The organism is Reyranella sp., from assembly GCF_965229815.1.
Lineage (GTDB): Bacteria > Pseudomonadota > Alphaproteobacteria > Reyranellales > Reyranellaceae > Reyranella.
The window spans coordinates 215,533-241,336 of record NZ_CBDDJN010000008.1 but is presented as its reverse complement, the minus strand read 5'-3'; the positions used below and the strand labels follow the sequence as shown (position 1 = coordinate 241,336).

18 protein-coding genes are annotated in these 25,804 nt (G+C 68.9%); 8 read left to right on the top strand and 10 right to left on the bottom strand.

Going from position 1 to position 25,804, the window contains the following annotated elements; genetic code table 11:
• Positions 1-103: 103 nt before the first annotated feature.
• Entirely contained in the window at positions 104-3,541 is a 3,438-nt protein-coding gene (locus ACO073_RS28625; protein WP_422002602.1) for a glycosyltransferase, read from the top strand.
• Positions 3,538-5,880 carry a polysaccharide pyruvyl transferase family protein gene (locus ACO073_RS28620; RefSeq protein WP_422002600.1) on the top strand — a complete coding sequence of 781 codons (2,343 nt, stop codon included), beginning with the start codon at positions 3,538-3,540 and terminating at the stop codon, positions 5,878-5,880. Before ACO073_RS28625 ends, ACO073_RS28620 begins: the two co-directional genes overlap by 4 nt.
• Positions 5,881-5,897: 17 nt before the next feature.
• On the opposite strand, the gene ACO073_RS28615 is transcribed toward ACO073_RS28620, so the two are convergent.
• The 4 genes from ACO073_RS28615 to ACO073_RS28600 all read right to left on the bottom strand — a co-directional run bounded on the left by ACO073_RS28615 (position 5,898) and on the right by ACO073_RS28600 (position 9,663).
• Entirely contained in the window at positions 5,898-6,608 is a 711-nt protein-coding gene (locus tag ACO073_RS28615) for a hypothetical protein (RefSeq protein WP_422002599.1), read from the bottom strand.
• 60 nt (positions 6,609-6,668) lie between these two features.
• Positions 6,669-7,508, bottom strand: coding sequence for a phytanoyl-CoA dioxygenase family protein (locus ACO073_RS28610; RefSeq protein ID WP_422002597.1), 840 nt, complete (start codon positions 7,506-7,508; stop codon positions 6,669-6,671).
• Positions 7,508-8,230 carry a phytanoyl-CoA dioxygenase family protein gene (locus ACO073_RS28605; RefSeq protein ID WP_422002596.1) on the bottom strand — a complete coding sequence of 241 codons (723 nt, stop codon included), beginning with the start codon at positions 8,228-8,230 and terminating at the stop codon, positions 7,508-7,510. The genes ACO073_RS28610 and ACO073_RS28605 overlap by 1 nt, the downstream gene beginning before the upstream one ends.
• Before the next feature lie 134 nt (positions 8,231-8,364).
• Positions 8,365-9,663, bottom strand: coding sequence for a polysaccharide pyruvyl transferase family protein (locus tag ACO073_RS28600; protein ID WP_422002595.1), 1,299 nt, complete (start codon positions 9,661-9,663; stop codon positions 8,365-8,367).
• A 30-nt stretch (positions 9,664-9,693) separates the two neighbouring features.
• Between ACO073_RS28600 and ACO073_RS28595 the strand changes: the two genes are divergently transcribed.
• On the top strand, positions 9,694-11,382 hold the full coding sequence (locus ACO073_RS28595) for a tetratricopeptide repeat protein (protein WP_422002593.1): 1,689 nt from the start codon (positions 9,694-9,696) through the stop codon (positions 11,380-11,382).
• Here the strand turns inward: ACO073_RS28595 and ACO073_RS28590 are convergent.
• The 3 genes from ACO073_RS28590 to ACO073_RS28580 are packed head-to-tail and all read right to left on the bottom strand — an operon-like array spanning position 11,278 to position 14,157.
• Entirely contained in the window at positions 11,278-12,234 is a 957-nt protein-coding gene (locus ACO073_RS28590) for a glycosyltransferase family 2 protein (RefSeq protein ID WP_422002592.1), read from the bottom strand. The genes ACO073_RS28595 and ACO073_RS28590 overlap by 105 nt on opposite strands.
• A 16-nt stretch (positions 12,235-12,250) precedes the next feature.
• Entirely contained in the window at positions 12,251-12,517 is a 267-nt protein-coding gene (locus ACO073_RS28585; protein WP_422002591.1) for an acyl carrier protein, read from the bottom strand.
• Positions 12,514-14,157, bottom strand: coding sequence for an AMP-binding protein (locus tag ACO073_RS28580; protein WP_422002590.1), 1,644 nt, complete (start codon positions 14,155-14,157; stop codon positions 12,514-12,516). Before ACO073_RS28580 ends, ACO073_RS28585 begins: the two co-directional genes overlap by 4 nt.
• Before the next feature lie 64 nt (positions 14,158-14,221).
• On the opposite strand from ACO073_RS28580, the gene ACO073_RS28575 reads away from it, so the two are divergent.
• On the top strand, positions 14,222-15,373 hold the full coding sequence (locus tag ACO073_RS28575) for a cytochrome P450 (RefSeq protein ID WP_422002589.1): 1,152 nt from the start codon (positions 14,222-14,224) through the stop codon (positions 15,371-15,373).
• 90 nt (positions 15,374-15,463) lie between these two features.
• Positions 15,464-16,819: a methyltransferase domain-containing protein gene (locus ACO073_RS28570; RefSeq protein WP_422002588.1), complete on the top strand. Its 1,356-nt coding sequence runs from the start codon at positions 15,464-15,466 to the stop codon at positions 16,817-16,819.
• Positions 16,820-16,917: 98 nt separating this feature from the next.
• Here the strand turns inward: ACO073_RS28570 and ACO073_RS28565 are convergent, their stop codons facing one another.
• Together ACO073_RS28565 and ACO073_RS28560 are read right to left on the bottom strand one after the other, a co-directional pair.
• Positions 16,918-17,070, bottom strand: coding sequence for a hypothetical protein (locus ACO073_RS28565; RefSeq protein ID WP_422002587.1), 153 nt, complete (start codon positions 17,068-17,070; stop codon positions 16,918-16,920).
• A 258-nt stretch (positions 17,071-17,328) separates the two neighbouring features.
• Positions 17,329-19,113, bottom strand: coding sequence for an autotransporter outer membrane beta-barrel domain-containing protein (locus tag ACO073_RS28560; RefSeq protein WP_422002585.1), 1,785 nt, complete (start codon positions 19,111-19,113; stop codon positions 17,329-17,331).
• Positions 19,114-19,343: 230 nt separating this feature from the next.
• Here ACO073_RS28560 and cysD point away from each other — a divergent pair, with 230 nt between their 5' ends.
• The 3 genes from cysD (at position 19,344) to ACO073_RS28545 (ending at position 23,537) form a co-directional block, all read left to right on the top strand.
• Complete coding sequence (gene cysD, locus ACO073_RS28555; RefSeq protein WP_422002584.1) at positions 19,344-20,255, top strand: sulfate adenylyltransferase subunit CysD; 912 nt, start codon at positions 19,344-19,346, stop codon at positions 20,253-20,255.
• Positions 20,255-22,150, top strand: a complete 1,896-nt coding sequence (cysN, locus tag ACO073_RS28550) for a sulfate adenylyltransferase subunit CysN (protein ID WP_422002582.1) — start codon at positions 20,255-20,257, stop codon at positions 22,148-22,150. The genes cysD and cysN overlap by 1 nt, the downstream gene beginning before the upstream one ends.
• Before the next feature lie 325 nt (positions 22,151-22,475).
• Positions 22,476-23,537 carry a hypothetical protein gene (locus tag ACO073_RS28545; protein WP_422002580.1) on the top strand — a complete coding sequence of 354 codons (1,062 nt, stop codon included), beginning with the start codon at positions 22,476-22,478 and terminating at the stop codon, positions 23,535-23,537.
• Positions 23,538-23,549: 12 nt separating this feature from the next.
• Here the strand turns inward: ACO073_RS28545 and ACO073_RS28540 are convergent, their stop codons facing one another.
• The gene (locus tag ACO073_RS28540; RefSeq protein WP_422002578.1) at positions 23,550-25,637 is read right to left on the bottom strand and encodes a DUF4407 domain-containing protein; all 2,088 of its coding nucleotides are present in this window, start codon (positions 25,635-25,637) and stop codon (positions 23,550-23,552) included.
• Positions 25,638-25,804: the final 167 nt, after the last annotated feature.

Genomic DNA, 25,804 nt, shown 5'->3' with positions numbered 1-25,804 from the left:
CTCCGCGACGCGGACCAGGGCGCCCGTTGCGCCGTCGCCGGGACGGCCCGTATCATGACGCAACAGCTAGTTCCTGCAGGCGCACCGCAGGCATCGAAGGGAAATGACGAGTAGCATGGGTGCCATGGCGGCGGCCAACCTCCCGCTGTCGGAGGAACCACTGGCGCGCGGTACGACGACCGGACGCGTGGCTGCGGCGACGGAACTCTGGCGGGAGGTAGCGGACGTCCGGTCGGCCTTCGAAGCAGCAGCCACCACGATGTCGGCGTCGGCAGAAGTTCTTTGCCGTCTCGGAGAGACCCGGCTCGCGCTCGGGGACCTCGACGGTGCAGACGCCAGCTTTCGCGCCGCCGCTGTCCTGGATGAGACGCAGCCATACGTCCAAGTCGGCCTGGGCCGCGTTGCCGAGGCCCAGGGCCGCCGCGACGACGCCATTGCGCATCTGAGGCGCGCCGTCGCCCTGCATCCCGGTCTCGAAGACATCGAGGCGCTGGCCGAGAAGCTGACGGGCTCACGACCCGCTCCTTCCGGGAAGAAGGGTGCCGGTCCGGCGACGACGGATTTCGCCGAACGCTTCAAGTTCGCCAACGAGCTTGCCGACCACCGCCGCTTCGCCGACGCGGAAGCGATCTACCGGACTCTGGTCGAGATCAGGCCTACGTCGCCGGCGCTGCTCTACAAGCTCGGCATGGCGCTCGTCGAGCAGGACAGGATCGAGGAAGGAGCGGCGCTCTACGACAGAGCCCTCGCGGCGGATCCCGACTTCGCGTGGGCCCATGTCGGCCAGGGCGACCTGCACGAGGCCGCCGGCCGGCTGCCAGAAGCGCTCGCCGCCTTCGAGCGCGCCCACCGGGCCCGCCCGGACCTCTCCTTCATGCCGAAGCGGCTGGCCGACCTGCGCCGCCGCCTCGAGAGCCAGGGCACGCCCGGAGGGCCTGAGCTGCTGACCTGGCCCGCGACGGCCCCTTCGACGAGCGGCGAGGACCGGCGGCGCGTCGTGGTCGTCGCCTGGGACCTCTCCCACAACCCCGTCGGCCGGGCCTGGGTGCTGGCCGAGCTCGCGGCCCGGAACGCGCAGTGTGAGCTGGTCGGGCCGATCTTTCCCGCCTATGGAAACGACCTCTGGAAGCCGCTGCTCGATACCGCGCGCGAGATCGAGGTCCATGGCTTCCACGCGGCCAGCTTCGCCGACTTCATGAACGGCGCCCTGCGCCTCGTCGTCGAACACCCTTGCGACGTCGCCCTGGTCTCCAAGCCGAGGCTGCCGAGCCTGCTCATTGGCCTGCTCTACAAGGCGATCCACGGGGCGCGCCTCGTGGTCGATATCGACGACGACGAACTCGCCTTCGTCGACGCGCGGGAACCGCTCGACCTTGCCGCCTTCCTTGCGGATGCCCAGGCCTCCGACTGGAGGGCGCCGTACGGCAAGCGCTGGACACGGCTTGCCGTCTCGATGCTCGGAGCGGCGGATGCCCGCACGACCTGCAATCCCGTTCTCCAGAAGCGCTTCGGCGGCACGGTCATCCGCCATTCCCGCGACGAGCGCCTGTTCGACGCCGCCGCGTTGCAGAGAGACTCGCTGCGCCGCGAGTTCGGATTCTCGGACGACGACCGGGTGATTCTCTTCCTCGGCACGCCGAGGCGTCACAAGGGTCTGATCAGCATCGCGGCGGGCCTCCAGGCCCTGGACGATTCCCGCGCCGTTCTCTGCATCGTCGGCACCATCGCCGACGAGGCGCTGAAGCGGGACCTGCTTGCGATGGCGCCGGCGCGCATCGTCTTCCACCCCGATCAGCCGTTCGGGCGGCTGGCGGCCCTGAACGCCATGGCCGACGTCGTCTGCGTCCTCCAGGACCCTGCGAGCCCGATTGCGTTGTCGCAGACGCCCGCCAAGCTCACCGACGCGCTGGCGACCGGCACGCCCGTGATCGCCACGTCAGTGCCGCCGATCCAGGACCTCGTCGGGCCGGGCCGCATCACGCTGATCGACGAAGCGATGGGAGAGGACGCGCTCGTCGAGCGCCTGCGCGAAGCGCTCGCAGCCATCGGAAGCGGCACGACGGCCGCCGACGAGCGCCGCGCATTCTTCCGGCAGGAACTGTCGCATGCCGTAAACGCCCGACGGCTCGCCACCGTCATCGACGGCCTCTTCGATCGAGAGGCGACTCCTGTGCCCGCCGATCTCGGCATCCTGTTGCGTCACATCGACCGGGAAATGCCCGGTCGCCTGACCGGGGACTGGGAGCGGCAGGGTGCGCGGTTGCTGGGCGGTGGAACGCGCGTCGGCCCGCTGCGCGACCTGGATCGAGACCTGAACGTGGTGCTGTTCTGGAAGCAGAACGATTCCGGCCTGTACGGACGCCGGCCCGACATGCTGGTGCAGGCGCTCAGCCGCCTCCCGAGGATCGGGCGGATCCTGCAGATCGATGCGCCGATCTGCGTCGACCAGCTCTCGGTCCTCGCCGGGCCGCCGGATGATGGCGATCGCAGCCCGGGCCGGCTGATCGCGGCGCAGGTCGTGAAGCGCTTCCTGGAGGCCGACGACGCCGACGGCGTGCATCGCCGCACCTTCGTCTACCGCGGCGAGGAGACGAGCCTGCTCGGCCGCGAACTGCCCCTCGAATCGGCCTTTCCCAACGCCGTCCAGCGCTGGATGGCCGACCTCGGAATGACCGACAACGTCCTCGCCTGGGTTTGCCCGGTGGTCCCGTGGTTTCCCGAGATCCAGGCCCGTCTCGGCTTTTCGTTCGTGCTGAGCGACGTCATCGACGACCAGCGCCAGTGGCCCATGCCGGCGCTGCGGCGCGCCAGGATCGCCCGGAGCTACCACGACGTCTTTGCCCTGACGGACGCTGCGACGGCGAACAACGCCGCGCTCGTGGAATGGCTGAAGGCGGAGGGACTCCCGACCCGCCTGGTCCCGAACGGGATGGAAGTTCACGCCGAGGCAGGCTCCTGGCCGGTTCCCGCCGAGATGCAGAAGCTTCCCCGGCCGATCATCGGCTATGCCGGGAGCCTGACCCACCGGTTCGATTGGCCCCTGCTGGAGTCCATCGCGGTCGCACGACCCGATTGGACCATCCTGCTGATCGGCGCCGTCCCCGACACGGCGAAGGCTGCGTCGATCCTCGCGCGGCCCAATGTGCGTGCGCTGGGGGTGATGCCCTACGAGCAGACCCTTCGCCACGTGGCCGCCCTCGACGTCGCGATCGTTCCGCACCTCCGCACGTCGCTGTCGGAAACAATGAATCCCCTCAAGATCTACGTCTATCGCAGCCTCGGCATTCCGGTCGTTTCGACACCCGTACCCAGCATCGAGGACTTCCAGGACGACATCCGGACCGCCCTGCCCGAGCATTTCGTCGCGGAGATCGAGGCCGCGCTCGCCGATCGCGCGCGGATGGGCCGCGTCTTCCCGGCCGACGAATACCGTCACCAATGGTCATGGCAGACGCGCCTGCTGCATATCCTCGAGCACGTCCGCGCCATCCTGGAGGCTCAGCCTCGGGCCGTACCCACCCGCGCAGCTTCCGCTCCATGACCCGGCAGGCCGCTGCCTCGATCGCCCTGTTCGGCACGTTCGATGTCGAGAACTATGGCGATCTGCTGTTCCCGCTTCTCGTCAGGCACGCGCTCTGCCGGGAGGGCGAGACCCTGAACGCCTTCTCGCCGGTCGGCGCCTCCGTCCCGTGGGCCGATGCGATGGCTGCCAGGCCGGTGTCACAGGCGGCTGCCAGCCGGCCCGACCTCTGCATCGTCGGCGGCGGCAACATCGTCTCCGCCGAAACCACGCCGTTGCCGGCTTACGCGCCGCTGGGCACGCGCCGGCCGTTCGCCTATCCGTCGCTCTGGCTCGGCGCCGCCCTCGTCGCCGCGTCCAGCGGCGCGCGGCTCGTGTGGAACGCGCCGGGCCTGCCCGCGCCGCTCCGCTCTTCGTGGGCACAGGAGCTGGCCGCGCTCGCCGTCGAAGCCTGCGACTATATCGCGACGCGCGATGCGCAGAGCCGGGACTGGCTGCCTGCTGGACGAGACGTCGCTGTCGTGCCCGACGTGGCGCTCGGCGTCTCGGAGATGTGGCCCGCCGACGGGCTGCGGCAGCAGGCGGAGGAGGCGTTCCTGGCGCGCGGCGTCGCGCTGCCCCGGCGATGGATCGTCTTTCACGCCAACCGGCGCTACCTCGATGGCGGCGCTGAGCGTGCCGCCGCCGCCATCGCCCGGATCGCGGTCGAGAACGACGCCTTTCCGGTCCTCGTCGCCATCGGACCCTGCCACGGCGACGGCGTCTTGGTGACGACGATCGCGTCCCATCTCGGGCGGTGCCTCGCCGTCGACCACCCGCGCAGCCTGGGCGAGGTCGCCGCCCTGATCGCCCACTCGGAAGGCTATGCCGGCTCTTCCCTGCACGGACTCATCACCGCGCTGTCGTACCGCCGGCCCGGCCTCGCCGTCGCGCAGACCACGATGCCCAAGTTCGCCGGCTTCCTGGAGCAGGTCGGCATGCCGTATCGCCTGGTCGAGGACTGGTCGCAGGCAGAGGCCGAGGGCAGCACTTGTCTCGCGGCGCTGACCGACGAGGAGAGGCAGGGACTCGACCGGACCGGCCGCCTCGTGCGCGAGCATTGGGAGCAAGTGCGGCGGCATGTCCGCCTCGCAGACCCGGACGCCGAGGCCGCGCGCCGGCGCCTGCTCGAGGAAAGTCTCAGGGACCCGCCGCATCGATGGCAGCTGAGCGCTGTCCAGGCTGTCATGAACGATGCGCCGCTGCCTTGCCCGATCTGCTTCGGCACGACCTTCACGCCAGGGCCCGGCGGTCGCCTGAGCAGGACGGGCCGGGTGCCGCAGTGCGCCAGGTGCCGCTCCCTCGAGCGTCATCGCATCTTCCGGCTGATCTTCGACAGTTTCCGGACGCCGGACCTGCGGAACCTGTCGTGCCTCGCCTTCAGCCTGGACCATTCCGCCTCCGCCGAATGGTTCGCAGGCTACGAGGTGAGCATCTACGGCAAGCGAAACAGCCTCGACGTGCAGCGGATCGACCGCGCCGACGCATCCTACGACGTCGTGATCTGCAATCATGTCCTGGAGCACGTGCCGGACTATCGCGCGGCCTTGCGGGAGCTCGTCCGCATCACGCGGCCCGGCGGCTTCGTCTTCGTGTCGTTCCCTGCCCCGATCGACCGGCCGCTCACGACCGACTGGGGATACCCGCGCGCGGACCAGCACGGCCACTACCGGGTATTCGGTCGCGACGTCGAGCCCGTGTTGGCCGCCGAGCTTCCCGAGCAGCAGATCATCGCCGTGACGGGACGCGATCCCGTGACCGGCGTCGAGGACATGGCCTACATCATCACCCGCGCCTCCGGGCTGGCGCAGGTCCTGATGAACGCGGCCGACGTGTCTTCACGGATCGTGGCGGACGGGTGCCTCGTCGAGCCCGCGGCCAGGGCCGCTGCGTCGGCCGTGGACGAGGTCTCCACCCTCGCCGAAGCGCTGCGCGGCCCCACCCTGCCGGAAATCGGCGAGCGCCTGCGCGACCTCGTGTCCCGCCGTCCGGGAGAACCGCGGCCCCGGCTGCTTCTCGGAGAGTGGCTCGCACGGACCGGCCGCCTGGACGATGCGGAGGCCTGCTTTCGCGCGGCGATGAACGACTTTCCGCGCAACCCCTGGCCCGTCGCCCGGATGTTCCGGCTGCACCTGCTGCGGAACCAGCTGCCGCAGGCCTGCGATCTCTACGTCGACGTCCTGAGGGACAGTTCCCTGCCCCATGACGTCCGCAGCGTGCTTCTCCGCGAAGCGGTCGCGAGCGTCGAAAGCGCCGGCGGCGCCGGCGACCTACTTGCCAAGCTCGGCGTGGAATCGCGCGCCGCGACCGACGACACGTAGGACACAACAAGCCCGCGTCATCCGCCGATGCCTGCTGATGCGAGAGCGACCGGGTCTCCCTTCGACGACCGAGGGATCAGCAACCAGCTCTGGCGCTCGGATCGGATCTCGCAATCGTGCTCTTCGGCGAATGCCTTGACATGGTTCTGCATGCGCAGGACGCCGCTCGCATCCGGCCAGAGCCAGTCGTCTCCGCAGAGGATCGCCTGCGGGAACAGCTCGTGCGCGACCTCCAGATCGAGGCGCTCCTTGCCGGCATCGATATAGACCAGCTCGGGCACGATTCCCTTCTGGGAAAGGTAGCGCAGCGCGTCGGGCGAGCGCCGCCGGATCGGCACGAAGCGATCGCGATAGGCCCGGACATTGTTCATGGCCGTGCAGAACGTCCCGCTGCGCCGCATCTCGGCGACGATCCGCGCGAGCTCCTCCGGCGCCAGGTGCCGCACATTCACCGACTGCGCGGGATCGCTCGCACTCCACTCCAGGTAACTCGCCCAGTCGCCATCCCACGTGTCGACGCCGATGACCGTCAGCTCGTCGCACGCCCGGAGCCATTGCAGCGTCGAGCCGCAGAGAAAGCAGCCGACCTCGATCATCACCTTCACGTCGTTGGCCCGGAGGGCCTCGATGATGATCTCGCGTCCGCCACGCCCGCCGCCGTCGAGCGCCAGGAAGAACGGAGCCGTGGTGCCGTAGGCACAGTCCGGCCAAGGATTGTCGCGCCGCAACGCCGGCAGGCCGAGGTTGATCGGCAGGCCACGGGGCTTGAAGGTCTCGCGAGCCACCCGTCAGCCCTGCCCCGGCCGTCCGCGATACGCCTCGACCGCTTCCGTCACCGCCGACATCCACGAGCGGAGGACGGGCTTGTAGCGACGCAGGGCATCGGCGTCGAACTCGCCGCCGGGTGCCTCCTCAAGACCGAAGCGGCCGAAGTCGCGACCGCGCACCAGGGTGGCGGTCGAGCGTGCCGTGCCCGCCAGACCGACATCGGAGGCGACATAGCGGATCGCGAAGCCGACACGGCGATGGCTTCCCTCGTTGGCCGCCGAACCGTGCGCCAGGCGACCATGATGCAGCGACATCTCTCCGCTCGACAATTCGACGAGCTCGGTGAGTGCGGGATCGACGCCCTCCACCAGCCTCTCGCGGATCGGCAGCATGCTGGCCTCGTCTTTCGTCTCGACATGACGAAGCGGCGACCTGTGGGTGCCGCGGGCGACCTGCAGGCACCCGTTCTCCAGCCTGCTCGGCGTCAGCGCCACCCAGGCCGTCAGGGCGCGCGGCTCGGACAAGCCCCAGTAGGTCGTGTCCTGGTGCCAGGGCACGTGCCGGCGATCGTGCGGCTCCTTGGCGAAGAAGTTCGAGCCCCAGCACAGGATATCCGGCCCCAGAAGCGATTCGACGGGATCGAGAATCCGGCGGTCATGCACCAGGTCCCAGAGCCACGGCAGCAGGAGGTGGATCTTGACGTTCAATGCCGGCGGAATCCGTCCGGCGCGATGCTGCTCGACCGCTTCGAGGCGCGCCAACAGATGCTGGGCCTCCGCGTCGTCGAGCACCCGTATCGGGTGGACGACCCCGTCCCGCTCGTAGCGGCGGACCTCGTCCGCGCGGAGCGTGCCGGCCATCACCGACCGTCCCGGGGCGCGGACGGCCCCGGCGCGGCGCGACCGGCCCCCGCGAAGATCACGCGCATGGCGCGCCGGAACATCTGGGCGTGCCGCGCCACCGCGGCCGGATGGAAGTCGCCTTCCGGCGGCTCTTCCAGATGGCAGCTTCCGCGATTCCGTCCCCGGACCAAGGTCGCGCTCATCCTGAGACCGTCCCGGGGGCCGACATGGCCGGGAATGAACCGGACCGCGAAGCCCACGCGGGGCTCCTTCGACAGGTTCGGCTCGGAGCCATGGATGACCAGAACATGGTGCAGGGACATCTGTCCGGGCTGCAGGACGAGATCGACCGCCTGGCCGGCGTCGATGTCGGCCACCACCTTCTCCCGCCGCCCGAGAAGATTGAGCGGATCGCGCGTGTCGACATGGTCGTGCTGGCGGAGATGGGTTCCCGGCAGGACCTTCACGCATCCGCTGTCGCGGTCGCTGGGGGTCAGGGCAATCCAGGCGGTCACCGCTTCCGGCGACGACAGGCCCCAGTAGGTCGCATCCTGGTGCCACGAAACGAACTTGCGGTCCTGCGGCCGCTTCATGATGAAGCTCGAGCCATAGCAGAGAATGTCGGGGCCGAGGATTTCCTCGATCGGATCGATCAGTCGGCGATCGTGGACGATGTCCCAGAGCCACGGCATCAGCAGATGGGGGCTGGCATTGAAGGCCGGCGGCAGCCGCCCGGCCATGCTCTGCTCGACGCTCCTCAGGCGGGCCAGCCACCCGGCTGCCTCCTCGGGCGCAAACGGAGAGAGCGGAGACAGATAGCCGCTTGCGTAGAACCGGCTGCGGTGTTCCGAGGCGACAGGGACGGCGGAGAGGCTCATCGGCGGCCCGCCGCGATGGGGACCGCGCCGTCCCGGGAATGATCCCGACGCATCATCGGCTGATGCAACCAGCGGGGACCGTTCCTGGCAACACCGATGCGCAGGCAGGTCCGCATGAAATCGGCACGCTCCCTGCGGCGGCGCGAAGGGTCCGACAGCGCATTCACCACGCTGTCCCAATGCCGGTCGAGCGCCGCGGAGACGGCACTCGGAATGCCCAAACCGGGGTCGCCGGCCAGCCGCTCGACGGCGAGGCCGATCGCCGACTTCCAGTCGTGGGCCAGGTCCGCCCGACGACCGGTGTGATCGAGAAAGCCGGCGAACTTGCGGTAGGCCGGAAGCGCCACGAGCACGGCCGGCACGCCATAGGCCGCGGCGGCCACATATCCGTGCAGCGAGGCCCCCGCATAGACGGCGCTGTTGCCGATCACCGCGGCGATCTCGACGAGGCTGACGGGATCGTCGAGGACGAGGTGACGGACCTGCATCTGGCGGGAAATGTCGCGGGCCGTCACGTCATCCTCGTGGCTCTGGCCCACCGCGATCAGGATCGGGCAGACGCCCTGCTGCCGGGCGAAGGAATCGAGCGCCGCCGCCATGCCGCCGCTGCCGATGCCGGCAAGGGAGCGGTTGCGCACATGCACCGCCGCGAACCGCTGGCCCCGCGATGCCCCCTTTCGGGCGAGGAAGTCGCGGAACGGCGCCTCGAGCCGGGAGGCTGGCCACATGCGCGCAAGGTCGGCGATCGGATCGGGCACGATCGACAGTGCGACGTCGTCCGGCGGCGCCAGGAGGTCCCGGCTTCCCTCGTCGCGCAGGGAGACATAGTCGGCCGCGCGCAACGCCGCGTCGATGATCGGTCGCTGTCCGCGCGCGAAGGGATGGGGAACACCCGGCGCATTCCAGGCGACCGGAATGTCCTGGAGGGCCGCCGCCATCGTCGCGCCCAGCCACATCCCGGCGCCGATCCAGTCCGCGAGCGCGGCGGATTCGTACTGATCGAGGAAGTGCATCGGATGATTGTGGATGATGTAGCCGCCGCCCAGCAGGATCCCGCGGGCCGGCTGGCGCTCCACCAGCACCGCTTCGATCGCCATCGACGGGAGCGCGTCGGCCAGCCCGACTGTGGCACCGGTGGGAGAGAGCGGGATCACCCTGAGGCCGTGAAGGCCGAGTCGATAAGCGGCCACAAGCGGGAAGAGCAGGTCGCCGAAATTGCACATGTCGAACATGCCTGAGATCAGAACCGGCTTGTCCGGAACATTCATGACTTCTAGGTTGCCTTCGGCCGTCATCTCAGCGGGTCGATGGTAGGCAATATCGCAATGGCGATCAAACCGACGGCAGAGAGCGCGTCCGAAGCTGTCGCTTCCATTCGCGCCCTCCTGGACCGCAACGACGTGCCGGCCGCTGCCAGCCTTCTCGACGAAGCGCGCGAGCGCTGGCCGCGCGACACGGCACTCATCCTCACGAAGGGCGACGTGCTGGCGCGCCTGGAGGGACACGATGCCGCCGCCGCCCACTACGCCGATCTGCTCGCGTCCGGGACGGGTCTGCCTTGGCCGGCCGGTCGCATCCTGGCCCTCCTCCAGTCGGGCCCGCTCTCGCCGGCCGTGGCCGCGACGGTGGCGTCGGCCTGCGCGGCCTCGGCCCTCGACGAGAGGATGAAACAGGGCCTGCTGCACGAACTCGTGGTGAAGAGCTGTCCCGAGGACCGCCTGGCCTTGCTCGAGAGCTTCGCGCCAACCTGTGGTCTCTTCCGGTTCGAACTGCGCCTGGCCATCGCCTACACCGAGCGGGGCGATGCGGAGGCCGCCCTGCAGGTACTCGAGCGTGCAGAGCACGAGGGTCGCAGCACCCCGCAGGGCCGGGTCCTCCGGGCCGAACTGCTCGCCCTTCATCACAGCCTGGCGGAGGGAATCGCCGCTCTCGAAAAGCTGAAGGCCGACGCACCGGACTATACGGACCTCTATCGCCGGCTCGTCATGTTCCACCAGCGGGCGGGAAACTTCGATCGGGCCGCCGATCTTCTCGACGAAGCGATCGCGCGCTGGCCCATCGACTGGATGGTGCTGTACCGCCTCAACCGCATGACGCTGGAGCGGAGCCGCCTGCTTCGGCTCTTCGCCCGGGTGAAGGAGGCGTCCACGCCGGTCGACGCCAAGGACAGCCGCTTCCGCTACCAGTTCGCCCTCGCCAGCCTCGACGCCGGCGAGATCGACGAAGGGATCGCGTTGCTCAATCAGCCTTTCGACGAGCCGGTCGCCTCGCTTCTCCGACCCGTGGCGGCGGCCGTGCGCTCCCGTCCTCCGGCGTGGTGGCGAAGCCGCGCGCGGTTGCGGGACGACCGAACGGCGGACGTCCAGGCGGTGCGGGCGGAGGGGCGGGCCCGGGCCACCGTGATCGTCATGGCCGGCGCCCTGTTCGGCAATCTGCCCTTGACGTTCCTCGACGCCCTGCTCGCGCCCCACGACGTGAACACGGTCTATGTCCGCGACTTCCGCAAGCGCGCCTTCCTGACCGGCATCGCGAGCCTCGGCGCGGACGAGCCGCAGTCCGTAGCCAACCTGCAGCGCCTCGTCGAAGATCTGGGCGCCCCGCGCACGATCGTGCTGGGATCCTCCTCGGGCGGCTTTTCGGCCCTGCGGTACGGCGCCCTTCTCGGAGCAGACGACGCAATCTCCTTCGCGGGACCGACCCTGGCATCGTCCTTCTTCGGCTCGACGGCGGCGTCGGTCTGGAACCCCTCCTACCTCGTGCACCTGCTGCTGCAGCGCGAGAAGGACCTGCCCTTCGATCTCGTCCCGCTCCTGCAATCTCCAAGCCGCACCCGCTTCCACCAGTACTACGGCACGGACAATGCCGAGGACGTGGCACAGGCCCAGCGCATCGCCGGGCTGGCGAACGTCCTACTGAGACCGGTTGCGGGCGTCGCCGACCATCTCGTCGTCGACCACCTGATCGCCGACGGCGCGTTCGACGCCCTGCTCGATTCGCTCTGTCGCGGATCCTGACAACGCCGTTCCCCGCCGGCTATCGAAGATCCATCCGACCTGTCGCACGGCCGACAGCGGCCGACCGCGCCGCCGGTAGTAGGTCATGGCGCCGGCCTTCACGACATCCATCGCCCCCCGCTGCGTGGAGGTGGTCAGGCCGCCGTGAAACTGGTGGAACGTACCTTCGCCGACGACGCGAACGAGCTGGCTGCCGGGCAACGCCAGGGCACGGATGAGCGTGTCGGGATTGACCATGCCGCCGCCCGGCTCGTCGAACGCCGGATCGTAGCCGCCGAGCTCGTCCCACATCGCGCGCGCCATGAAGAGGGCATTGCTCTCGAGCAACGGTCCCTGCGGCCCTCCCGGCATCTCCGACGTCGCGATGTCGAACAGCCGATAGCCGTCCGCCGGCCAGCCGATCGCCTGGAGGAGGCCGTCCTCGCTCTTCTGATCGTAGCCTTTCGCGGTGCTGATCCGCTGGAGCTCGGGACCCAGCTGATAGTTGAGCGTGGCCACGACGGCCCGAGGGTGCAGCCGTGCCGCCCCGAGACACGCGCGGAGCAGGCCCGGGGAGGCCAGCCGCGCGCCGTCGATCCAGACCCCGACCAGGTCGGCCCTTGCGCGCGCGATGCCGTGATTGATCGCACCCACGGGAGAAGGCGACGTCCCGCCAACGTTTGCGATCGACAGGTCGATGCCCAGGGTCGCGAACTCGTCGGGCGCCGGCGGTCGCCGCGAGCCGTTGTCGACGACGATCACTTCGTAGCGGGCGGCGTCGATCCCCTGATAGGCGGGCGAAAGGGAGCGGAGCGTGCGCGGCAGCTCGCGCGCCATCTCGTAGGAGACGACCACGATGCTGAGATCGGGCATCCCGGCCGGCACGCGCCTAGGCTTCGGGCGTGGACAAGGCCGCTGCGTCGGTTCCCGTCATCAGCGCGACGAACTGGTCGACGCTCGGCGCCTCGAACATCCGCGCCGGATCGACCTGCACGCCGAACTCCTCCTCCATCACGCCGGCCATCAGGACCGCTTCCACCGAATCCAGGCCGTACGAATCGAAGGTCGCGGTCGTCGAGAAGGTGGCCTTCTCGAGCGAGAGGACGGAGCAGATGTAGTCCACCATCCAGGTGCGCAGGGCTTCCGGGTCGATCAAACTCTGCTCTCCTCGTCGTTACGTACCGTGGCAGCGGCGCCCGGCCCGACCGTGGTGGGGCGCAGAAGGCGCTCCTTGCAGGCAAATCGCGCCACCTTGCCGCTGGACGTCCGGTCCAGGCTGCCGGGCACGATCAGCCGGACATCCGGCAGCATGCCGTGGACATTGGCGACCGTGGCGGCGAGAGCCGCGGGATCGACCGCCGCCATGTCCGGGCGGCGCACCTCGCACAATACGACCAGCCGCTCGCCATCGCCTTCGTCCAGGCCGACCGCGGCAATGCCGCCGATGGCGTCACAAGCCTCGAGCACCGTGGCTTCCACGTCGGCGGCGTGGATCTTCCGTCCATGCACCGCAATCACGTCCTTGATGCGGTCCACCGGCACCAGCTCGCCATCGACCATCGCGCCAAGATCGCCCGTGCGAAGATAGAGCGCCCCGCCTTCGACGATGCGATCGGCGAAGGGCCGCGGCGGTTTCCGCTCGCCCTGCCAGAGGCCGGGAGAGACATGCTCTCCGCGGATGCAGATCTCCCCGATCTCGCCCGCCGCCGCCCAGGTTTCGTCGGGCATCCGGATCCTGATCTCGGAGCCCGCCACGGCGGGACCGCACGACGCGAAGGTCGAGCTCCCCGCCGGTCGCGGCCGCTCGAGCGAGACCTGGCGGACGCCCGTTCCCGGCACGGGGCAGGTCGCCATCAAGGTGGCCTCCGCCAGTCCATAGCAGGGAAGCACCGCCTTGGGATCGAACCCGGCCGGCGCCAGCAGACGGGAGAACCGCTCGAGGACCGACGCCCTCACCCGCTCGGCGCCGCAATAGGCGATGCGCCAGGCCGAAAGGTCCATCGACGCAAAGTCGCCAGACGGCCGGCGGGTGCAGATGTCGTAGCCGAAGCTCGGTCCGCCCGAGAGGTTCGCACGGTAGCGATGCATGGCCTGCAGCCAGCGCGTCGGCTTCTTGATGAAGGCCTGCGGCGGCATCGCGACTGCGGTGCCGCCCAGAAGCAGCGGGAGGCAGAGGCCGCCGATCAGCCCCATGTCGTGGAAGTGCGGCAGCCACGTCACGGAAATGCATCCCGCATCGAGGGAGGCGCTCTCCGCGATCATCGTGAGGTTGGCGACCAGGTTGCGGTTGGTGATGGCGACGCCTTTCGGCGCCGTGGTCGATCCCGACGTGTACTGAACGAAGGCGATGTCGGCCGGTTCGGCCGGGGCCGCGGCGCCGGGCGCGATCTCGAGCTCCTTCATCGTCATGCCGGGAAGGCCGATCGCGCATCTCGCCAGCCCCGCCTCGTCGCTGACGATGGCGGCCGGCCGCGCATCGGCGGCGATCGCCCGGATCCTGTCGACGTGGCGGAACGTGTCGGGATAGGGCGCCGGGATGGCGACCGTCCCGGCCCTCAGGCAGGCCAGGAACAGCACGGCGAAATCCGCGCCCGGCGGCAGGGCGACGAGCACCGACCGGCCGCTCAGCGCCGCGCCGCAAAGCCCGGCCGCAACGGCCTCGACCCGCGAGTCGAGCTCGGCATGGCTCAACCGGTCGGTCTCATCGACGCCGGTCGCCAGGAAAACCAGCGCCGGATGGGAGCCGCGGGTCCGGGCGTGATCGGCCAGGATCTGGCTGAGGAAACAGGAATGCATCAGACGAGGAATGGCCCGGAGTGTCGCCTCGCATAGTAGCGTCGCGGGCGCGAAGCAGGCTAGCTTGGAAGGGCAAGCCCCGGAAACAGAGTTCGCCTCCGTGCCGCCCCACCCATCCGACTCGGCCTGCCGCGGCGACGAGGTCGTGCAGTGGTCTGCCACCGACCAGGCCTTCGTCGTGGCCGGCCATGCCGTTGCGCGCGAGCTGCTGAAGGATCGCCGACTGATTCTGGGCGAGGTGGCGGCAACCGTCGCGCGCCTGTCGAGCCGGATGGTCGACGGCCCACTCTCCAACCTCAGCCTGCTCGTGGGCACCAGCCATCCCTTCCAGAACGACCCGGCCCACGCGCCGTCGCGGGCGTGGTTCAGGGAGATGCTCTCGAGCCTCTCCAGCCAATGGACGGAGGAGCGCGTCGCGCAGTGGATAGACGATCGCCTGGCCGCCCTCGGAGAGGACGCGAGAGCCGACGCGGTCCAGCTCGTGGCGGAGGCCCTGCCTGAGAGCGTCGTCGCAGATGCGATGGGTCTTGCGCCGGCCGAGGTCCACCGGATCGGCATTCTTTCACGACGCATGTCGGAACTCTGGGCGGCCCGCGTCCATGCGGTGCGCGAACTGAGACTCATGGAGGCCGCAGCTGCGGAACTCGTCGAGATGATGGGCGAGAAGGCCGGGCCGGCGGTGCGCCGCGAGGATTATGCACGGCTCGTGTTCCTCGTATCCGCGGGCGTGGAGACGACCGCGGGTGCGTTGGCCAGCGGCCTCGACACGCTCGCCCGCAACCCGTCGCTGCAGGCGGACCTGCGGCGGCAGCCTGATCTCGTGACCGGCTTCGCGGAAGAGATCCTGCGCCTGCATCCGCCCCTGCGCCGCAACGTCGCCCGGGTGGCGACCGAGGACATCGTCGTCGGCGGGACGACGATTCCCGCTGGCGCGCGCATCATCATCGACATCGAGAAGGCCAATCGCGATGCGACGGCCTTTGCACAGCCGGACGCTCTCGATCCCGCGCGCGCCGGTCCTCCCCATCTCGCATTCGGCGGCGGCGTGCATGCCTGCGTCGGCGCGGCGCTTGCGAGGGTCGAGCTGCGCGCCGCGTTCGCCCGCATCGTCGCCACCTTCGAGATCAATCCGGCCGGAGGACCGCGTCTGCGCGAAAGCAGGACCTTCCGACAGTACGACACCTTGCCCTTGCGCTTCATGCGCGTGTCGCGCTAGCGCGACGCGCGGCGAAAGGATTCGCCATGCCGGACTCACCCTGTAGATTGGCCGGACGACCCTGAAGCGGCTTCCGCAGGTAACGACGGCATGAAACTTCCGATCAGGTCCAGCCAGGCTCAGCAGCCCCCCGCCGAACGGTGGGCCGACGCCAAGAAGACGTTCGGCCACGCCAATCCCAACCGGGCGCGCGATGTCGCCGACAAGATCATCGGCTTCGGCATTGCGAGCGTCCTCGACCTCGGTTGCGGCAACATGAAGCTGGGCGAGTTCATCCGGCCGGCCGGCGTCGGCTACGTGCCCGCCGACGTCGTCGCCCGCAGTCCCGATTGCCTGGTCGTGGACCTGAACGCGCAGGAAGTGCCGCGGGTCGAGGCCGAGTGCGCCGTCATGATCGGCATCCTGGAGTTCCTCGACGATCCGATGAAGGTCCTGCGGGACATCTCGACCAAGTACCGCAGGGTGATGCTGACCCTGTCCCCGCTGCAGACGGTCTATGACCAGGTCTGGCCGGGCAAGCCGCACTCGATCCTGTGCACGCACATCACCGCCTTCGGGCTGAACGAGTTCAAGAAACTCTTCCTCGAGCACTTCGTCCTCGAGGACATCGACGTCATCTCCACCGGTCAGTACCTGCTCCTCGGGCAATCACGGCGGCTGTCACAGCCGACGGCCAATGGCGCACAGCGGGAACAGGACCGGCTGGAGCACCAGCAGATCGGCATCGGCGACAACAACATCGACTTCGATTTCCTCGCCGGGACCTTCGAGAGCCACATCTTCAAGTCGGTGCCGTTCCACAGCATGTTCCTGCGGACCACGGCGCTGCTGGCCGCGGCCGTGGCGCGGCCCGGGACCACCTGCGTCGACATCGGCTGCTCGACGGGCCGGTTGGCCCGTCTCATCCGGCGGCGCCTCAAGGAGACCGTCCCGGTCGAGATCGTGGCGGTCGACAATGCGCGCGAGATGATCGCCGCCGCCCGGCGCAAGGATTCCCATCCGCTGACGAAATACGTCCTCGACGACATCGAGTCCTTCGAGCTGCCGTCGTCCGTCGTGTTCGTGTCCTGCCTGTTCACGCTCCAGTTCCTGGAGTTCGACGTCCGCAAGCGCGTGCTGGAGAAGATCCAGCGATCGCTGGACTGGCGCGGCTGTGCCGTGGTCGCGGAAAAGGTCGTCGACCAGGACGGCAAGCAGCAGATGACCCACCACTACCTGCTGAACGCCTACAAGCACGCCATGGGCTTCTCCGACGAGGAGGTCCTGTCGAAGGAACGGGCCGTCCGCTCGGCGCTGCGGCCGCTGTCGCGCGAGCAGAACCTCGAGATGTTCCGCGAGGCCGGCTTCGAGCATGCCCAGGTCGTGGCCTCGATCTTCGGCTGGGAGCTCTATCTGCTCGAGCGCGGCCCCGCCCGCTCGGCCGCCTCCCGCTCGCTCCCGGCCTGAGGGCAAGCGGGCCGCCGGAAGCGGCGGCATGGGGCGCATGATGGCGAAGCGGGCGTCGGGAAAACGTTAGATACCGGCAAGGCGGCCCCTAACGTTTCTCAAGGCCGCTCGCCAAGCGCCTGAAATGACGAGAGAAAAACAGTAGCGTCGGGCACCCAGCGTTTTGTCCCGCCGCACGGCGTCCGGCCGGCGGCGACGGCGTCGATGGTCACTGCCGGATGCGTCCGTCGTTGGCATTCGTTCGTCGTCATGAGCTCTCTCCCGGATGGAAGATGGGTGACATGTACAGGGCGAACCGGTGGCCAACGGTCGACTTGCGGGACGGCTTGTCGATCCCCCATGCGGCTCCGGTTGTCGACCCGCGCCGGAGAAGACGCTGGCAGGTCCGGACGCGATGAGGGTTCGGTGTCGTCTCGCAGGCACTCCCGTCGGAACACCGGTCACGACCGGGATGGGCCACAATCTCCGGTGGGGAAGTCAAGCGGCAGCGAGGCTTTCCCGCCTCCGGACTAGAAGCGGGCCGTCAGTCCCACGGTCGCGCCGTGGCCGCTTTGCGCCTGGCTGAACTCGCCCGAGTATCTCAGGAATAGCCGGGCGGCGCCTTCGGTCGACAGTTCGAAGCCGACGAGAGCGGCGTTCCATGACGGTTCGGCGCCCGTCACCTGGAAGCTCGCGCCGGGGAGCTGCTGGAACGATGCCATGATCGACCGGTCGACGCCGGCGAGCTCGTGCGCCCAGCCCAGCCTGAGGCGGGCCTGCAGGCCGAGCGAGTCCCCGAGAGCGAAGTTCCGCGCGACCTCCGCGCCCAGCACGCTGCGCAGCGACGTCATGCTCCGGGCCGCGACATCGAGGTTCAGCGCGCCGGCTCCGTACTCCGAGAAGGCGTTCTGCCACAGGCTCACCGACTGGAGCCCGGCGAAGGGCGTGACGGTGGTCGCGTCGAACGGACGGGTCCGGTAGCCGACCTCGACCGCGGACAGGAAGGCGTTGCTGTTCGTCTGCGCCGTCGTGATGCCGAACTGTCCCGGGAAGGCGATCTGCCGCGAGACCGAGAAGCTGGTCGTTCCGAAGCTCGCGACGGCATCGACGTACAGCGGCCCCGCGCCGTAGCTGCCGTAAAGGCCGGCATAGTAGCCATAGGCGCTGCCGCTGCCGGCGAGGCCGCTGGTCGAGAAGGCGGAGGGCGTGAAACCCAAGACGATGCCCAGCGTCGACCGGGGCGCGATCCGGTAGTCGAAGCCCGCCGCGATCACGGCCGAGTTGAAGTTGAAGGCGTGGCTGTTGCCGTCGCCGTCGATCGAGCCGGCGCCGGCCGCGGCATTGAACCAGACCTGCCCGCGCCCGTCCGGGGTGACCGATGCAGACGTGGTCAACGGTGAGGTGGCCGACGAAACGCTCTGCAGCCTCTGCCCGACCACGTCGAGGAAGTTCCGGCCGGCCTCGACGCTCACCGACGCGAGGTCGGCGTTGATCTCGCCGCCGAGCTGGCTCAGCGCCCAGCGAAGCTGCGCCGGATTCGTGAAGTTGAGCAGGTCGAGGCTGTTGTAGACGCTGTCCATGGCCGTGAAGGGCGCCGGGAACACGGCATGATCGAGCGCGTTCGCCACCGAGCCGGTGTTGCCCCCGCCGGCGTTGGGCGCATAGGCCAGCGCGTAGGTGCCCATGTTCAGCATCACCGTCGCCGTCAGGACCACCGTGCTCTGGGGCGCGGCGCATCCCGACCCGCTGTCCTGGCCGACGATGTAGTATTGCGGCGCACCGGCCGCCCCCCACGGACCGGGAGTCGGGACGGCCGGCGGGTTGGCGGGGAAATTGCCCAGCGCCGGATTGCCCTGGCCACCCAGGATGCAGGTGCCAGCGGGCAGATTGATGATCGCCACGGAGGTGGGAAGGTCGGGAAGCGCCAGGATGTTCTTGACCTGCGCTGCCGTCAGGCCCCGGACGCTGTTCGACGTCGCGATCCACGGTCCGACCGCCGGTCCCAGCGTATTCGGATCGTTGTTGTTGAAGAAGCGCACGAACTGGGTGGGCACCGAGGTCTTGACGACCGCCGCGGGCGCGCCAGGAATAAAGCCGCCCTCCACCGACCCGGTATAGAAGTTGGCGGCCGCGCCGGTCGTGAGCGAGGGCACGCTCGGCCCGTCGAGATTGCCGATCGGGCCGGTGACCACCTGCCCGGGCGGGAGCGGCACCAGCTGGGCAAGGGCGGAATGACTGACGCCTGCCATCACGACGCCGAGGGCCGGCGCAAGGACGCGTCGCAGGCGGCATACGCGGGCAAAGATGGTCGGCATGCCTGTCTCTCTTCGGCCGGGACGCTATCATCGCGCCGGAGACCGGCGATAGCCGCAGAGCGCAGACTTTCAGGGGCCGGGCGTCGGAAGTCGCGATATCCGGGTCTTGACCTTCTCCTCCGACAAATTGTAAGGCCTCGAAAGCCCAGCATGCGAAATATCCAGCGCGCACCAACCGTTCCCTGGCGCCCCACGGCCAGAACGGCCGATTCCCGCTAGAATCCGCAGCAATGAGCGGTCGCCGGCTCCCCTACCATCTCCGCCAACTTCAGGATGAATCGATCTTCATCCTTCGTGAAGTGGTGTCGGAGTTCGCCAACCCGGTCATGCTCTATTCGATCGGCAAGGATTCCAGCGTGATGCTGCACCTCGCGCTGAAGGCGTTCTTCCCGGCCAAGCCGCCCTTTCCGCTCCTCCACGTCGACACGACCTGGAAGTTCCGCGACATGATCGCCTTTCGGGACGACACGGTCCGGCGGCTCGGCCTCGACTTGCGCGTCTACATCAACCAGGAAGGCGTCGCGCAGGGCGTCTCCCCTGTCGCCTCGGGCGCATCGGTCCACACGCGCGTGATGAAGACCGAGGCGCTTCGCCATGCGCTCGACGAGGGAAGGTTCGACGCCGCGTTCGGCGGCGCCCGCCGCGACGAGGAAAAGAGCCGGGCCAAGGAGCGCATCTTCTCGCATCGCACCAGCGCCCATGCCTGGGATCCGCGCAACCAGCGTCCGGAGCTTTGGCGCATCTTCAACACGCGCGTCGCCCCCGGTGAATCGGTGCGCGTCTTTCCCCTGTCCAACTGGACCGAGCTCGACGTGTGGGAGTACATCGCCGCGGAGAGCATCCCCGTCGTGCCGCTCTATTTCGCCGGGGAGCGCTCCGTCGTGCGCCGCGACGGGACGTTCATCATGGTCGACGACGACCGGCTCCCGTTGGCCGCCGACGAACGGATCGAGCGGCGGCGCGTGCGGTTCCGGACCCTGGGCTGCTACCCGCTGACCGGCGCCATCGAATCCGACGCCGACACGCTCGACAAGATCATCCGCGAGATGCGCGCGTCCACCCAGTCGGAGCGTCAGGGCCGGCTCATCGATTTCGACGAATCCGGCTCGATGGAGAGGAAGAAGCGCGAGGGGTACTTCTGATGGACGATCCCCTCGCCGCCGCGATGCCGGGAATCGCCGATACGATCGGCGCCGTCGCTCGCCCGGCCTTGCGCTTCCTGACCTGCGGTTCGGTCGACGACGGCAAGTCGACCCTGATCGGCCGGCTGCTCTACGAGCGCGACCTCATCCACGAGGATCTTCTCGCCGCTCTCGAGCGGGATTCGCGCAAGCATGGGACGACGGACGGCGGCATCGACTTCGCGCTGCTCGTCGACGGGCTCGAAGCGGAGCGCGAGCAGGGCATCACGATCGACGTCGCCTACCGCTACTTCGCGACGGCCAGACGCTCGTTCATCGTCGCCGACTGTCCCGGGCACGAGCAGTACACACGCAACATGGCGACCGGTGCCTCCAACGCCGATCTCGCCATCCTGCTGGTCGACGCCCGCAAGGGCCTGCTCACGCAGACGTGCCGGCATGCCACGATCGTGTCGCTGCTCGGTGTCCGCCACGTCGTGCTGGCCGTCAACAAGATGGATCTCGTCGGATACGACAGGGCCGTCTTCGAGCGCATCGTCGGCGAATTCGACACGGTCGCAGCCTCGCTCGGCTTCCACACCATCGAGGCGATACCGATCTCCGCCCGCTTCGGCGACAATGTCTGCGACCCCTCCCCGAACATGGCATGGCGGCAAGGTCCGAGCCTGCTCGCCTACCTCGAGACGATCGATGTCCCGACCGGACTCGACGACCGTCCCCTGCGTTTTCCGGTGCAGTGGGTCAATCGTCCGCACCAGGACTTTCGCGGCCTGGCCGGAACGGTCGCCTCCGGTCGGATCGCCGTCGGCGACGAGGTCGTCGTCGCGGGCTCCGGTCGCGCCACGCGCGTCTCGCGGATCGTGACCATGGATGGCGACCTGCCAAGCGCGAAGGCCTCGGAGTCGGTCACGCTCGTCCTGGCGGACGACGTCGACGCCTCGCGGGGCGACGTCCTCTGCCCGCCGCAGGAACGACCCGACCTCGTCGATCAGTTCGCGGCGCACATCATCTGGATGGCCGAGGAGAATCTGCTGGCCGGCCGTGCCTACCTGCTGAAGATCGGCGGCCGCACGATCCCGGCGTCCGTGACCGAGATCAAGCATCGGCTGGACGTGAACAGCCAGGCGAAGCTGGCCGCCAAGATGCTGGCGCTGAACGAGATCGGCTTCTGCAACATCGCGACCAGCTCGCCGATCGCGATCGACCCCTACGAGCAGAACCGTGTCACCGGCGCGTTCATCCTGATCGACCGATCGAGCAACGCGACGATCGCCGCCGGCATGATCGCCTTCCCGCTGCGGCGGGCCACCAACATCCACGTCCAGCGGCTTGCCGTCGGCAAGGCTCAACGGGCGCTCATCAAGCACCAGAAGCCGGTGATCCTGTGGTTCACCGGCCTGTCCGGGGCCGGAAAGTCGACAGTCGCCAATCTCGTCGAGGCCCGGCTGATCGCCCGCCAGGCCCACACGATCCTGCTCGACGGCGACAATGTCCGGCACGGCCTCAACCGCGATCTTGGGTTCACCGACGCCGACCGCGTCGAGAACATCCGCCGCATGGGCGAGGTCGCCAAGCTCATGGTCGAGGCCGGGCTGATCGTGATCTGCTCGTTCATCTCGCCCTTCGCGGCAGAACGGCGGCTCGTGCGCGAGCTCGTGGCCCCGGGCGAGTTCATCGAGATATTCCTCGATACGCCCCTCGACGTGTGCATCGCCCGGGACCCGAAGGGCCTCTACAAGCGCGCCCTCGCCGGAGAGATCAAGAACTTCACCGGCATCGACCAGGCCTACGAGCGTCCCGCCACGCCCGAACTGACGTTCCGCACGGCCGAACAGTCAGCCGAGGAGATCGCCGACCGGATCGTCGGCCATCTCGCGTCGGCGGGGATCTTCTAGTCCAGGACCTCGAGGTCCAAGCCCCGTCATCCCGACCGAAGCCGAGCGTAGCGCCTGCCCTGAGCGCAGCCGAAGGGAGGCGGAGCGGAGGGACCTGTTTTTGCGGAAGCAGCCCGAAAAAAGGTCCCTCGACATCGCCGCCCTTCAGGCGGCTCCGCTCGGGATGACGGAGATATTGATCAAATGCGATAGCCTCGCCCTGGCGGGGGAGAGGAACCCGATGGTCTGCGGGCCTGTCTCTCCTTCGCCGGGAGGCTATCATCGCGCCGACGACCGGCGACAGCCGCAGGGCGCAGACATCTCGAAGCCGCTACAGGAGACCGCCATGCGAATCCGATCGGGGACGGCCGCCAAGAGGCTCATCTGGGGCGCCCTCGCCGCGCTCGGCCTCGCGCTCCCGGTCGCCGCGCAGCCGGCGCCGCCGCCGTTCGGCATGAGCTATTCCTACCTCAACGTCGATCCGAAGAAGGTCGCGGAGTGCAGGACGCGCTCGCGGGGCGCGACGATGAAGGCCGGCGCCTTCCTGCCGCGCTACGACCAGCCCGGCGTGCGGGAGCGCGTCCGGAAAGACCTCGCGGACATGAGGCGCTCGGGCTTCCAGGAGATCCGGACCCTCGTCTGGTTCGGCCGCATCCGGGAAGGCGACGGCGACTGGTTCGACGTCGCCGATCCGGGGCGCGCCGCGCGCCTGATCCGCCAATATCAGAACGACGTCGCGGCGGCCGGCTTCACCGGCTCTCTCCTCGGCTTCTCGCCGCAGGGCACCTCGAGCCCGATCTGCCGGCGCGGCGAATGGGGCGAATGCTTCGACCCTCTCTCGATCACGGCGTCGGGCGACTTCGTCCTCGCGGTGCGCGATGCGCTGGGCGCGACGCCGCCGGTACCGCTCCGCCTCGATCTCGGGCCGGAATACTGCCCGCCCGACAAGCCGCTGCTCGTGCACAAGACCCTGCAGACCTACGTCGCGGCGATCGTCGGACGCTACACCAGGGCCTACCCGAACGACCGGACCTCGATCTCCTGCAGCATTCGCCGCTTCGTCGTCACCGGCGCGCAGGCGGAGACCGACCGGCTCTATGCCGGCAAGGGGCCGTCCTTCTACCTGATCCACGCCTATGCGCGGACCGACTTCGACACGCCGAAGGAAATCCGCCGCGTGCTCGCCGAGCGGCCGAACAAGGACATCCCGTTCGTCATCGGCGAGAACAGCTACGACAATCGTGAGCACCTGCAGCAGCTGCTGCAGGCCTTCAGCGACGCGCAGGTGCCGCTGCAGGCCGTGTTCTTCTGGCCGCTGCACGACGCGATGACGACCTGCCACATGGATACCGCGCCGCCCTATACCCTGCGCGACGCGAGCGGCGGGCTGTTCGGGGCGGCCCCCTGAGAGTGCGTGCTCTCAGTGATCGTGCGCGCGGACCCTCCGGGCGAAGTGCCGAACGTCGGTATCACCCGCTTCGTAGACCCGCGCCGTCTCGCTGAAGCCGATCTCCTGGAGCCTGTCGACCAAGGCGCGCTGCGATGAGGCGTCCCGGACCTCGCCGAAACGCGCCAGATCGATGATCAGGTGGTCGAAGAGACGCAGCGACCAGATGACCTTGTCGATCGCCGCCATCATCAGGCTGCTGGTGACGTTGGTGGACACGAGGACCGATTCTCCCGCCAGCCCGCCGCCGTCGAGCCGCAGGACATCCGGAAACAGGCCATACACCAGGGACAGTTCCCCCGTGTCGTACCCTTCCCCGGCCACCGCGGCGGCCAGGGCGCAGGCCGCCTCGTGGCGGCCGGCATCGGATTCGAACCCGACCGTGCGAAAGCCGCTCAAGGCGAGGCACAGGCTGAGCTCGCCGAAGCCGAAGCCGAGCTCGAAGAAGCGCGTGTCCCGGGGAAAGTGCTCGCGACTGTAGTCGACGACGGCCATGTCGGAGTCGATGAACAAGCGGCCCTCGGCCAGCCTGGCGGCGTAGTATTCCCCGGCCGCGCGCCGGTGGTCCGGCTCCGCGCCGATCCACTCGGCCAGTCGCGACACGGCCAGCTGCTCGACGGCGCCGAACCCGGACCGCGGCAGCGGCTCCGCCGCGGCCCCGCCGCGGGGTATCGCGATCATCGACGGTTGCGCGTCGGCGAGCGCCGGGGCGCGCCGGCCGTGGTCATTGGCGAGCAGGGCCACGTTGGCCGGCTCGTTGACGCCGTAGACGTCGATGACCCCGAACGGCAGGGCCCCAACCGGGTCCCTGGCCTCCCGCAGGGCGCGGCTCTGGCCCTGGACGATCGCCGCCCTGATCCGGGCGGAGTACACGGTCGGCGGGGCGAAGAAGATCTTGGCAAGCACCGGCGCCAGCTCGAGGAAGGCGATGAATGCCCGGATCAGGTAGGACATCTCCGTGAAGGCCTGGCCCCTCACGGGATCGCGCCGGAGCTCATTCAGGATGCCGAGGCGAATGATCGGATCGTCCCGCAAGGGCCGGTACGTCCCGTCCTGCCGAAGCTGAGCCTGGTACCCTGCGACGAGGTCGGGCCGCCGCGCTTCGGCGGCGCTCGCCTCCTCCCGGAGCGTCTCGAGGTCCCGGCGCATGGACGCGACGAGCTCGCTGTCGGCGGCACTGCGCCGCCGCGCGAGGTCGCTGGCCCTGGCGTCGAATTCCGCGGCCTCGGCGCGCAGGGAGTCGATCTCCTTCAGCAGCTTCTCGTTGGTCTCGCGCATCTCCTTCACGGTGAGCACGAGGCTGTAGCAGACGCTGTTGGGCTCGCAGCCCGGCCTGCCGGTGCGATGCGGCTTGTCCTTGAGGCCGTAGCGCTCGGCATAGATGTCCTGGTTCAGCTCGCCGATCCGCTTCTCGTTGTCGGCCACGGTCCTTTCGGTCGCGGCGACGCGGGTGCGCGCGTCGACCGCGCTGCGGCGGAGCGCGTCGTACTCGTCCTGCGCGGTGTGCGACACGAAGCCCCGCTGCAACGACACGATCTCGCCCTCGACCCGGCCGATCGCCGCCCGCCGCTGGGCCGCCTGCTCGTCCAGCCCCTTCTCGAACGCTGCCACCTTCTGTCGATAGGGTTCGTTGTCGGCATAGTTCGCGATGGCCATCCTCTCGCGGATGGCTTCGTCGAACGCGGCGAGCTCGACGAAGACCGACAGCGTGTAGGCGATGGCCAGGGAAATCGCGAGCCGCAGCGAGAGCCGCAGCATGGGGCGCCCGAACGCGGCGACGCGCTGCAGGAACGTCCCGGAACGGCTCTCCCCCTCCCGCGCTTCCTGGAGCAGGGCGACGGTGAACCAGTCGAACTGGAACAGGGCGCGATCGAAGCTCGTCAGCACGGCCGCGACCAGCAGGGCCACGAAGATGCGAACGTAGAGCTCGCCCAAGAAGTAGCCGACCGCATAGTAGGTCAGGCCGAACACCACGACGAAGTTCAGGACCAGGGAGAACCCGACCTGGGCCGCCCAAATGCGGTCGGTGCCCGGGCAATCCTCCAGCGCCACCGGATCCACACCCGCGATTCTGCTGAAGAATCTCCGCAAATTCCCGCTCCTACGCGTCCCAGTGGCGCCGTGACCGCTCTCCGTATCCTGTCGGAGCCGATCAAGACGCCATCACGCAGAGACCGATCCCAAGCCGACCCGATTCCCCGTCGCGCAGCTTACCGTCGGCCGACGAC

What these genes read in the sequence shown, in the direction of transcription:
- cysD (WP_422002584.1), top strand. Translation starts at nt 19,344, where the DNA reads ATGAGCGGTCGCCGGCTCCCCTACCATCTCCGCCAACTTCAGGATGAA.
- ACO073_RS28580 (WP_422002590.1), bottom strand. Translation starts at nt 14,157, where the DNA reads ATGCATTCCTGTTTCCTCAGCCAGATCCTGGCCGATCACGCCCGGACC.
- ACO073_RS28600 (WP_422002595.1), bottom strand. Translation starts at nt 9,663, where the DNA reads ATGACGGCCGAAGGCAACCTAGAAGTCATGAATGTTCCGGACAAGCCG.
- ACO073_RS28590 (WP_422002592.1), bottom strand. Translation starts at nt 12,234, where the DNA reads ATGCCCGATCTCAGCATCGTGGTCGTCTCCTACGAGATGGCGCGCGAG.
- ACO073_RS28560 (WP_422002585.1), bottom strand. Translation starts at nt 19,113, where the DNA reads ATGCCGACCATCTTTGCCCGCGTATGCCGCCTGCGACGCGTCCTTGCG.
- ACO073_RS28620 (WP_422002600.1), top strand. Translation starts at nt 3,538, where the DNA reads ATGACCCGGCAGGCCGCTGCCTCGATCGCCCTGTTCGGCACGTTCGAT.
- ACO073_RS28545 (WP_422002580.1), top strand. Translation starts at nt 22,476, where the DNA reads ATGCGAATCCGATCGGGGACGGCCGCCAAGAGGCTCATCTGGGGCGCC.
- ACO073_RS28610 (WP_422002597.1), bottom strand. Translation starts at nt 7,508, where the DNA reads ATGGCCGGCACGCTCCGCGCGGACGAGGTCCGCCGCTACGAGCGGGAC.
- ACO073_RS28570 (WP_422002588.1), top strand. Translation starts at nt 15,464, where the DNA reads ATGAAACTTCCGATCAGGTCCAGCCAGGCTCAGCAGCCCCCCGCCGAA.
- ACO073_RS28595 (WP_422002593.1), top strand. Translation starts at nt 9,694, where the DNA reads ATGGCGATCAAACCGACGGCAGAGAGCGCGTCCGAAGCTGTCGCTTCC.
- cysN (WP_422002582.1), top strand. Translation starts at nt 20,255, where the DNA reads ATGGACGATCCCCTCGCCGCCGCGATGCCGGGAATCGCCGATACGATC.
- ACO073_RS28605 (WP_422002596.1), bottom strand. Translation starts at nt 8,230, where the DNA reads ATGGCCGGGCGGCTGCCGCCGGCCTTCAATGCCAGCCCCCATCTGCTG.
- ACO073_RS28625 (WP_422002602.1), top strand. Translation starts at nt 104, where the DNA reads ATGACGAGTAGCATGGGTGCCATGGCGGCGGCCAACCTCCCGCTGTCG.
- ACO073_RS28565 (WP_422002587.1), bottom strand. Translation starts at nt 17,070, where the DNA reads ATGACGACGAACGAATGCCAACGACGGACGCATCCGGCAGTGACCATC.